General features: G+C 64.6%; 10 protein-coding genes and 1 pseudogene. 6 read left to right on the forward strand and 5 right to left on the reverse strand.

The annotated features are described in order from the left end of the window. Positions 1–539 precede the first annotated feature (539 nt). Entirely contained in the window at positions 540–1,916 is a 1,377-nt protein-coding gene (dnaB, locus tag Y704_RS0117550) for a replicative DNA helicase (RefSeq protein WP_026551071.1), read from the forward strand. Positions 1,917–1,961: 45 nt separating this feature from the next. On the opposite strand, the gene Y704_RS22410 is transcribed toward dnaB, so the two are convergent. The 5 genes from Y704_RS22410 to Y704_RS22420 form a co-directional block, all read right to left on the reverse strand. Continuing rightward, entirely contained in the window at positions 1,962–2,399 is a 438-nt protein-coding gene (locus tag Y704_RS22410) for a MarR family winged helix-turn-helix transcriptional regulator (RefSeq protein WP_035773307.1), read from the reverse strand. A 187-nt stretch (positions 2,400–2,586) separates the two neighbouring features. Beyond that, positions 2,587–3,516, reverse strand: coding sequence for a DUF2382 domain-containing protein (locus Y704_RS0117560; protein ID WP_026551072.1), 930 nt, complete (start codon positions 3,514–3,516; stop codon positions 2,587–2,589). A gap of 274 nt (positions 3,517–3,790) precedes the next feature. Further along, positions 3,791–4,486 carry a DUF3618 domain-containing protein gene (locus tag Y704_RS0117565; RefSeq protein WP_026551073.1) on the reverse strand — a complete coding sequence of 232 codons (696 nt, stop codon included), beginning with the start codon at positions 4,484–4,486 and terminating at the stop codon, positions 3,791–3,793. Then, entirely contained in the window at positions 4,483–4,935 is a 453-nt protein-coding gene (locus Y704_RS22415) for a phage holin family protein (RefSeq protein WP_051477350.1), read from the reverse strand. The genes Y704_RS0117565 and Y704_RS22415 overlap by 4 nt, the downstream gene beginning before the upstream one ends. Beyond that, a complete protein-coding gene (locus tag Y704_RS22420) occupies positions 4,935–5,756 on the reverse strand; it encodes a hypothetical protein (RefSeq protein ID WP_051477352.1) in 822 nt (273 codons plus the stop codon). The genes Y704_RS22415 and Y704_RS22420 overlap by 1 nt, the downstream gene beginning before the upstream one ends. Positions 5,757–6,023: 267 nt before the next feature. Here Y704_RS22420 and Y704_RS22425 point away from each other — a divergent pair. The 5 genes and pseudogenes from Y704_RS22425 to Y704_RS25480 form a co-directional block, all read left to right on the forward strand. After that, positions 6,024–6,872 (forward strand): annotated as a pseudogene (locus tag Y704_RS22425) (manganese catalase family protein); the annotation flags it as partial. Between the two features lie 16 nt (positions 6,873–6,888). Continuing rightward, the gene (locus tag Y704_RS0117585; RefSeq protein ID WP_026551075.1) at positions 6,889–7,350 is read left to right on the forward strand and encodes a DUF4383 domain-containing protein; all 462 of its coding nucleotides are present in this window, start codon (positions 6,889–6,891) and stop codon (positions 7,348–7,350) included. Positions 7,351–7,519: 169 nt separating this feature from the next. Continuing rightward, the gene (locus Y704_RS0117590) at positions 7,520–8,551 is read left to right on the forward strand and encodes an iron-containing redox enzyme family protein (RefSeq protein ID WP_026551076.1); all 1,032 of its coding nucleotides are present in this window, start codon (positions 7,520–7,522) and stop codon (positions 8,549–8,551) included. Then, positions 8,548–8,802: a CDGSH iron-sulfur domain-containing protein gene (locus Y704_RS22430; RefSeq protein WP_026551077.1), complete on the forward strand. Its 255-nt coding sequence runs from the start codon at positions 8,548–8,550 to the stop codon at positions 8,800–8,802. Before Y704_RS0117590 ends, Y704_RS22430 begins: the two co-directional genes overlap by 4 nt. A gap of 19 nt (positions 8,803–8,821) precedes the next feature. Then, positions 8,822–9,346: LamB/YcsF family protein (locus tag Y704_RS25480; RefSeq protein ID WP_035773309.1), on the forward strand; the 525-nt coding region annotated here is incomplete at its 3' end.

Raw genomic sequence — 9,346 nt, forward strand, 5'->3', positions numbered from 1 at the left:
GGAATACTGCGGGGGCGATCCGCTTTTAACCCCGCTTTCCGGGTGGTGTTGAACCGGTAATGCTCCCGCGGTAGGTACGTGGCGGGCTATAGGTGCTGGTCACGCGGGGGAGGGCCGGCAGACGATGCGCCGCACTCCGCCACCGGTAGGTCCGCGGCTGCAGAACGCATTTAAGCGCGGCGGTTTCCGCCCCTTGTCAACACGCAACCTGTGGATGAAGGTTGGCCCGAAATAGTTTCCATCCACATGGGCTGGATAAAGTTCACCCATGTCAGAGCCACTATTGTCGGGAATCTTTTTTGTTATCCACAGCGTTGTCCCCATCCTGTGCACAAGACACGCCGCAGTTCCCACAGGTTGTCCACAGGGCCTGTCGATTGGTGGCTATGCATCGGTGTGCTGCACGGCTACCGTTGCGGAGGTCCCTCGGAAAATAGGGGGTGCCGGGTGGTAAACCATCCATGAAGACCCCGGAACGGCTCGTTGCATTGGCAACCCGACCCGTCCTTCCGGGAATTGATCAAGTGAAAGGCACTGACGTGTCCCTGGCCCACGCCGAATCCCCGCAGGACGTCCGCTCACCCGATTTCGCCCGGACACCTCCGCAGGATCTGGTGGCCGAGCAGTCGGTGCTCGGCGGCATGATGCTGTCCAAGGACGCGATCGCCGACTGCGTCGAGGTGCTCCGCGGCATCGACTTCTACCGCCCGGCCCACGAGAGCATCTACGAGGCGATCATCGGCCTGTACGGCAGGGGTGAGCCGGCCGATGCCGTGACGGTGTCGGACGAGCTCACCAAGCGCGGCGAGATCTCCAGGATCGGGGGTCCCGCCTACCTTCACACGCTGATCCAGTCGGTGCCGACCGCGGCCAACGCCGGTTTCTATGCGGAGATCGTGCGGGAGCGTGCGGTCCTGCGCCGCCTCGTGGACGCCGGCACCAAGATCGTTCAGTTGGGCTACTCGAACGACGGGGAGGTCGACGACCTCGTCAACGCCGCGCAGGCCGAGGTGTATGCGGTGGCGGAGCGCCGCTCAGCCGAGGATTACGTGGCGCTGAAGGACATCATCGAGGGAACCGTCGATGAGATCGAGTCGGCCGGCCACCGCGGCGAGGGCATGACGGGCGTGCCCACGGGTTTCTACGAGCTTGATGAGCTGACCCAGGGCCTGCACGGGGGGCAGATGATCGTGATCGCCGCGAGGCCCGCCATGGGTAAATCGACCTTCGCCCTCGACTGGGCGCGGTCGGCTGCCATCAAGCACAACCAGACCACCGTCTTCTTCTCCCTGGAGATGGGGCGTAACGAGATCGCCATGCGACTGCTCTCGGCAGAGGCCACCATCGGGCTTCAGGACCTCCGCAAGGGCACGATCAAGGATGAGCAGTGGGGGAAGATCGCCACCACCATGGGGCGGATGAACGACGCCCCCCTTTTCATCGATGACAGCCCCAACATGTCGCTGATGGAGATCCGGGCCAAATGCAGGCGCCTGAAGCAGCGTCACGACCTCAAGCTGGTGGTCCTGGACTATCTTCAGCTGATGTCGTCCGGGAAGCGGGTCGAGTCGCGCCAGCAGGAGGTATCGGAATTCTCCCGTGCCCTCAAGCTGCTGGCCAAGGAACTGAATGTCCCCGTGGTGGCCCTGTCCCAGCTCAATCGAGGTTCGGAGCAACGAACCGACAAGCGGCCGCAGGTGTCGGATCTGCGTGAGTCAGGATCGATCGAGCAGGATGCCGACATGGTGATCCTGCTGCACCGTGACGATGTGTACGACAAGGAGTCGCCGCGTGCCGGTGAGGCTGACGTCATAGTGGCCAAGCACAGGAACGGGCCGACGAAAACGATCGTGGTGGGTTTCCAGGGCCATTACTCCCGTTTCAACAACATGGCGGCGGACGGTGGCGGTTACTAGGCCCGCCTTTCCCGCCTGACCTCCGTGTGGGATCAGGAACGCGGCCTAGTCGGTCTTCGCAGGTGCCTTGTTCGGCCCGAGTTCGTTGATGACCGTCTGCAGGCGCTTCCGCAGGTCCTGCGATGCGAGCCCGTCCTCAGCCATCAGCTCGTTCTCGATATTCTCCGCCCGCTCCAACGCTTCGGAGCCGGCGGTGGTGATGGTGATCCGCTGGCTCCTCCTGTCGGCGGTGTTGCGGAGCCGCGTCACGAGTCCCCGCTTCTCGAGCCGGTCCAGCGTACGTCCGACAGTCTGTGCCTGGACGTGCACCAACTGGGCCAGACGGACCCCGGTCATGGTTCCTTCACGCGAGAGCACCCCGAGCGTGGTGAGGCCCGCATGGGTGATGCCGATGCTCAGGAGTTTCTCGTTCCAGGAGTGCTCGACGATGCGCGCGGCTGTCGTGAGCAGGCGGCTCGTGGACCATTCATTCAACTCCGGCATTGTGGCATTTCCTTCCTCAAAATCATTCATGGACTTCTTCGTCCCTTACCCACTCTAGACAGTCTGGACCCAAATAGGAAGCTTGCTTAGCATTTGTGCGGAGGCGCTGGCAGCTGTCCCCAATCGCACCGGAGACGCGGAAGGGCCCGGAGCTCGACAAGCTCCGGGCCCTTCCGTGGGACCTTATTTAGCGGTTCCGGCGGTCGGTGTCGTTTCCGTTGACGCCGTCGACGTCGTCCGTCTCGATCTTTTCCTTACGGACGTCGCTGCTGACGGTCTCGTCCGTAGTGACCGTTTCCTTGTTGAGGCGCACGCGCTCGACGGGGACGGCTTCCTTCTCGACGACCGGGCGCTCGGCGTGGAGCACTACTTCATGCTCCTCCTCGCTGATGGCCGGGCCGTCCATGGCGTTGCCGCGGTTGGCCTCGGTGATGGGCTCGCGCTCGATGCGCACTTCCTCGCGGCTGACCGGAACCGTCTGGGTGACGTTTTCTGTCACCACATACTTGCGCAGCCGGGCACGGCCGGCTTCGCGGGTTTCGGTGCCGACGCGGAGCTGCTCCTCCGAGCGGGTCATCGCCTCGTCGGTGGTGGGGCCCGAGGTGTCGTGTCCCACTGCGTTGCGGTCACTGTCGTTGGTGCGATCCCTGTCGCCGGTGAGGTCCGCCTCATGGCGTCCTCCCCGTGCGTCGAGGTCCAGGTCGTTATCCCGGTTCATGCCGCCTACGCCACCAACACCGGCGGTCTCCAGACCGCTAGTCCCAGCGGTACCGGTGGTGGTTTCGGTGCGGGTTCCGGTGCCACCGAGCTCGTAGTGGCGGTACAGGCGCTCCTCTTCCTCCGGGCTCAGGCTGCCGTCCGAGTCGACGCGGGGAGCGTCCTTGACCTGGGGCTTCGAGTACGGAACGCGCACATCGTGACCGTCGAGGTCAGCGCCCTGCAGGGGCACGAAGGACTCGGAAGTTCCGAAGAGCCCCGTCTTCGCCGTCACCCAGCTGGGCTCGCCGGTCTGGTCGTCAAGGTATACCTGCCCGATCGAACCGATCTTCTCGCCGTCTGATCCGACGACGTTTCCGCCGCTGCTGAGCATGGTGTCGATGTTGTTCTGGCTGATCATTTCCTTCTCCTTCTGAGTTGTCTCATGATGAGGGGCCTGGAATTACTGGCTGTTCGGTCAGCGGTGGCGGGATGCAGATCTTCCCCCCAAAGGACCACCGGTCTCTACTGTAAGCACACTTAGTACTCGATGCAAAGCCTGCTTACTATCAAGTTTCGAGGATTGTGGAGCATCCTCCCGCTACAGGCGTCGCGAGGACGTTGCAGGAGGCGTGGAACATCCTATGTTCCACGCCTTCCATGCCGCGTCGGCCCGGAAGGACCGCCGTGCTCTTCTACTGACTCTTTACCTGGTTCTTGGCGTCCTGTGCCTTGTCCTTGACGTCGGAAGCGGCGTGCTGGCCCTCGTCCTTGACGTTCTGCGCGGACTGCGTGGCCGACTCCTTGACGGACGCCATCGCCTCCTGAGCGGGTTCCTTGATGTCCTCGACGATATTCTTCGCGGCATCTGCCAGTTCGGTCTTCAGCGGCGCAGCCTGCTCCTTCAGCGCGGATGCTGCTTCCCTCTCCTTCTGGCTGGCGGGAATGAGGGAGGCTACCAGAAGCCCGGCGCCGAAGGCGATGAGGCCCGCGGCAAGCGGATTTCCCGCTGCCTTGTTGCTGAGCTCGCGGGGAGCGCCCTGCACGGCGTGACCGGCGTGCTGCGCCCTCAGCCTGGCCTGGTCGGCCGCCGAGTGCGCTGAGCCCTTGCCGGAACCGGCTTTATCCCTGGCCGAACCCTTCACGTTCCCGGCCTTGTCCTGAACCGTGTCCTTGACGTCGTGGGCCTTGCCCCTGACAGTGTCCGCTACATCTTCCGCTTTGCCCATTACCGTGTCCTTGACGTTGCTGAAACTGGTCTTTACCTTTTCGGTCTGACGGTGTGCAATGTTGGCCGGGTTGACCTTGTCCGCCAGGGCGTCAACGTCGGTGCCGAGCTCCTGGCGGGTGCGCTCGATGTCAGCGCGGATTTCTTCTGGGGTTTGGCTCATGGGCTTTCTTCACCTGGTTTCAGTGTCGGCGGAATTTCTTTGACGGTCTCAGCCGTGAGGGGAAGGCCTTTGACCTTCTTCATTTCCTTCTTGCCCATCGATGCAAGGACGGCCGCGATGATGCCCCACAGGACGGCGACGATCACTGCTGCCCAGCCGAGCGGCATGAGCGCTCCGAGGCCCCACATCAGGGCGATCGACAGGAAGAGGAGTACAAAGTGCCCACCGACAGCAGCACCGGCGAACATGCCGGCACCCTTTCCGGCCTCCTTCGCCGATTCGGTGGCCTCCGCCTTCGCGAGGGCGACCTCCTGCCGCATCAGCTTGGAAAGATCCCTCGTGGTTTCGCTGAGGATCTCTCCGACCGAAAGGTTGGCCGACATCACCTCGGCCTCGGAGGGCGGTGGTGGAGCGGCGGGGTGCGCCCCGCCCGAGTATGCCTCGCTCATTAGCGCAGGTCCCTCTCTCCCGGAAGGGTTCCGACGGGTGGGGTGCCGGGGGGAATGGTCGGGTATTCAACGGCCGGATCCACGTAGGCCGGAGCGGCATCGGCGACGTGTTGTCCGCGGCTCGTTCCCGTCTCGTACCCGGTTCCGCCCAGGCCCGTGCTGGAAGTGTCGGTGACGTACGTGTTGGTCCTGTAGGAGTCGGTGTCGTAGGTTCCCGTGGACCGGCCAGTCGTGGAGGACTGGTCCGATCCCTGCGAGGACCCTCCGGTGAGGCCCTTGGTGAGCCGCCCGACGAGCACGCCCGTTCCTGCGGCAATTCCGAGGAACATGCCGGGCTTGCGCCGCGCGAAGCCCTTGACGTCCTCAAGAATGTCACTTGCATCGCGTCCTTCGAGCCAACCTGCCGCCGAACCGGTGCGGTCGGATACCTGGTGAACGAGCTTTGAGACCATCGGGTTCTCGGACTTGTCGGCCATGGACCGGAGTTCGTCGCTGATACCGCGGATGCCTTCGGTCACGCGCTTCTGCTGGGTGCCGGCCTGGCTCTTGATGTCGTCTCCGAGATCTCCGAGCAAGCCCTTGGCCTTCGCCGCCGCTTCGCCTGCAACGTTCTTCGCCTCCGAGGCGGCGGTGCCCGCTACGTTCTTTGCAGCGTCCGCGCCTTCCCTGCCGACGTCCTTCGCCTGGCCCTTGGCGGCCGAGGTCTTGGACTGGTCGTTGCCGGCCCCGCTGGTACCGGTCGCTCCGAACTCGCCGGCCGTAGACTGGTTACCGGTAGTTGACGGAACCAGGGGGTCCTGTGGCCAATTCTGCGTAGTCATGTTCGTTCCTTACGTTGATTCTGCCGGTAAAACGGACGTTCCATCGAGTTCCCGATGCGTGCGTCCTGCAATGTTTTGCTGGACTTATCTCCAAAGCTAAGCATGCTTAGCTTAATCTCGCAAGCTCTTTTCTGGAGATGGCAAGTCCCAAATAAGTGAGCTTAGTATCTACCGAATTCCCTGTGGACGGAGTTGACGTCGTTCTAGGAGGACCGGTTTCCCCTTGCCTCGACGACACGGACCCACGGTGACCGGACCACACGAGGGGCGAGCCCCACCAAGCCTGACGCCGTGTATGCGCGCAAGCTGCAGGAGGTGCTCGGAGGCCAGTACGGCGAGATCACCGTGGCCCTGCAATACAGCTTCCAGGCGTGGAACGCGCATACCCCCGGCAAGTACCGGGATCTCCTTTTCGGCATCGGTGCCGAAGAGTTCGGCCATGTGGAGATGCTGGCCACGATGATCGCACAACTGCTCGAAAAGGCACCGCTGGGCATCACCGCCGACGCTGTCCAGTCCGATCCTGCCGTTGCGGCGGTGGTCAGTGGAACCGACCTGCAGCAGGCAATCGTCGCCGGCGCGGGAGCCCGGGCCGCCGACAGCATGGGCAACCCCTGGCAGGGCAGTTACATCACCGCCAGCGGGAACCTGCTGGCGGACTTCACGGCCAATGCCAACGCGGAGATGCAGGGGCGGCTCCAGGTGGCCCGGCTGCACCACATGACGGATGATCACGGAGTCCGGGACCTGCTGTCCTTCCTCCCCGCCAGGGACACCATGCACCAGAACCAGTGGATTGCAGCGGCACGCGAACTGCAGGAGGACAAACTCGAAATGATGCCGGTACCGAGCAACTTCCCCCTCAAGAAGGAGGAGCGCTCGGTGTCCTACCAGTACCTCAATTTCTCGGACGGCCCGCCGGCGTCCGAGGGCAGCTGGGCGTCAGGGCCGACGCCTGACGGATATGGCGAGTTCTCGTACCATGACGGTCCGACGACGAGTGCCCCCATGCCGCCTCCGACGCACCCGGACGCGCGCTTCTACGGCACCACCGAAGTTCCCAACGTCGTGGAAAAGGCCGCGGGAACCATGCAGGACAAACTGAACCGCGAATAGTCGTAAGGAGAACCAGATGACAACATCAGGCGACACCACCGTCCACCATGGCAAGACGGCGATCCAGAAGGCGGCGCAGGCCGTGGGTGCCGTGTTCCTGCTCGTGGGTGTCCTGGGATTCACTCCCGGGACCACCAGCGGCTATGACCAGATGGCCTTCGCCGGACACGAGTCGGGCGCGATGCTGCTCGGCCTCTTCCAGGTCTCCATCCTCCACAACATCGTGCACCTGCTGTTCGGCGTGGCCGGACTGGCCATGGCGAAGTCCGTTTCGGGATCCAGGGCCTACCTGCTGGGCGGCGGGGTCATCTACCTCGTGCTCTGGCTGTACGGCCTGTTCATCGACATGGACTCTGCGGCGAACTTCGTCCCGCTCAACAACGCCGACAACTGGCTTCACCTTTTCCTGGGCATCGGGATGATCGGCCTCGCGCTGGCCCTGTCGAGGAAGAGCAACCGCACCGCGGACCGGGTCTAGGCCCGACGCCGCCCGAGGGCCGGGGTGGTCCGCCTGCAGGGCGGCCACCCCGGCCCTGCCCTGTAGTGGGACCCACTACCCGCACCGTCCTGTCCGGCAGTGAAGCCAAGTAAGCTTACTATCGGGCCCCGATCGTACGGAGGGCATTGTCGAAGAGAAAGAGCGACTGATGAAGCAACCTTCAGCACGCGGGACCGTCAGTGAGCTGGTTCTCGGCATCATCACCGGCGTCGGACCGGCACAGCCGGCCCTCGACGGGTTGCCGGACGCCGTGGACCGTGCCGTGGTGTCCACGCCGGATCTCCTTTTCGACGACGACCTGCAGCTGGCCCTGTTCTGCCTGTACGAACTCCACTACAGCGGCATCGACGGTGCGAGCACCGACTGGGAGTGGAACCCTACCCTCATCGGGGCGAGGGGCAGGATCAGCGCGGCGATGGAGGCGCGGATCCGGCAGGAGGTGGCCCTGGGCGAGCTGCCGGCGGCAAAGAGCGAAGCCGTCGCTGCCGAGCTTTTCCGGATGACCGGCGAGGCCGGAGGTCCGAGCATGTCACGGTTCGTGGCGAAGGAAGCCACCGACCAGCAGCTGCGGGAGTTCCTGATCAACAAGTCCATCTACCAGTTGAAGGAAGCCGACCCCCACACGTTCGCCATCCCCCGCCTCACCGGGCGCGCCAAAGCCGCGCTGGTGGAAATCCAGGCCGACGAATACGGTGGAGGACGCCCGGCGCGCATGCACTCGGCGCTGTTTGCGAAGACGCTCCGCGAACTCGACCTCGACGACACCTACGGCGCCTACCTCGACACCACCCCCGCCATCACCCTCGCCTCGAGCAACCTGATGTCGCTCTTCGGGCTCAGCCGGCGCCTCCGCGGCGCCGCAGTGGGCCACCTCGCCGTGTACGAGATGACCTCTTCGCAGCCCAACCGCCTCTATTCCCGGGGCTTCAAGCGCCACGGGTACAGCGAGGAGGCCCGGGAGTACTTCGACGAGCATGTCGAGGCCGACGCGGTTCATGAACAGATCGCGTCCCGGGACATGGCCGGCGGGCTTGTCGAATCCGAGCCGGACCTCCTGGAGGACGTACTGTTCGGAGCAGCGGCGGCGCTCTACGTCGACGGTCTCATGACGGTTCAGGTGATGGACGCCTGGGCGGGTGGAAGAACCTCGCTGCTCCATTCCGCGGCGTCGCCGGTATGAGCGGCATCCCGGTCGAGGCCGGTGCCCACGCCGACGACGCCGCACCCTCTCCGAAGGAGGCGGCCGCGTCGATCGTGGCCTTCCCGGACGGTCCGCTCCTGGTGCGCGGGGATTTCGAGCTCGTGGACCCCGAGGGCGCCGCACTCCCTCGACGGCGCAGGACCATTGCCCTGTGCCGCTGCGGAGCGTCCGCGTTGAAGCCGTACTGCGACGGCACGCACAAGCTGATCGGGTTCAAGGCGGCGCCCTAGCGGCGGGAAGAAGTTCATCATGGGCGCGATCGACCTCAACAGCGACGTCGGGGAATCCTTCGGCAACTGGAGCTTCGGCGACGACGCACGGATCATCGAGTCGGTTTCCAGCGCGAACGTGGCCTGCGGCTTCCATGCGGGTGACCCCGTGGGGATCCGCGCCACCTGCGCGTCCGCCGCGGCAGCCGGCGTTGCGGTGGGGGCGCACCCGGGCTACCGGGATCTCGCCGGCTTCGGGCGGCGCTTCATCGATGTGTCATCCGCCGAACTGACCAACGACGTCGTCTACCAGATCGGTGCGCTGCAGGCCCTCGCGAAGGCTGCGGGCACCGCAGTTGCCTATGTCAAGCCGCACGGCGCGCTGTACAACACGATCGTCCATCACGAGCAGCAGGCACGGGCAGTCGTCGAAGCGGTCACCGACGTCGACGCGGCCCTGCCCCTCCTCGTACTTCCCGGGTCCGTGATCGAGCGGGTGGCCGGGAACGCCGGCTTGCGGACGGTACCCGAGGCTTTCGCCGACCGCGCGTACAACCCCGACGGC

Origin of the sequence: Arthrobacter sp. Br18 (genome assembly GCF_000520555.1) — a bacterium.
Lineage (GTDB): Bacteria > Actinomycetota > Actinomycetes > Actinomycetales > Micrococcaceae > Arthrobacter_D.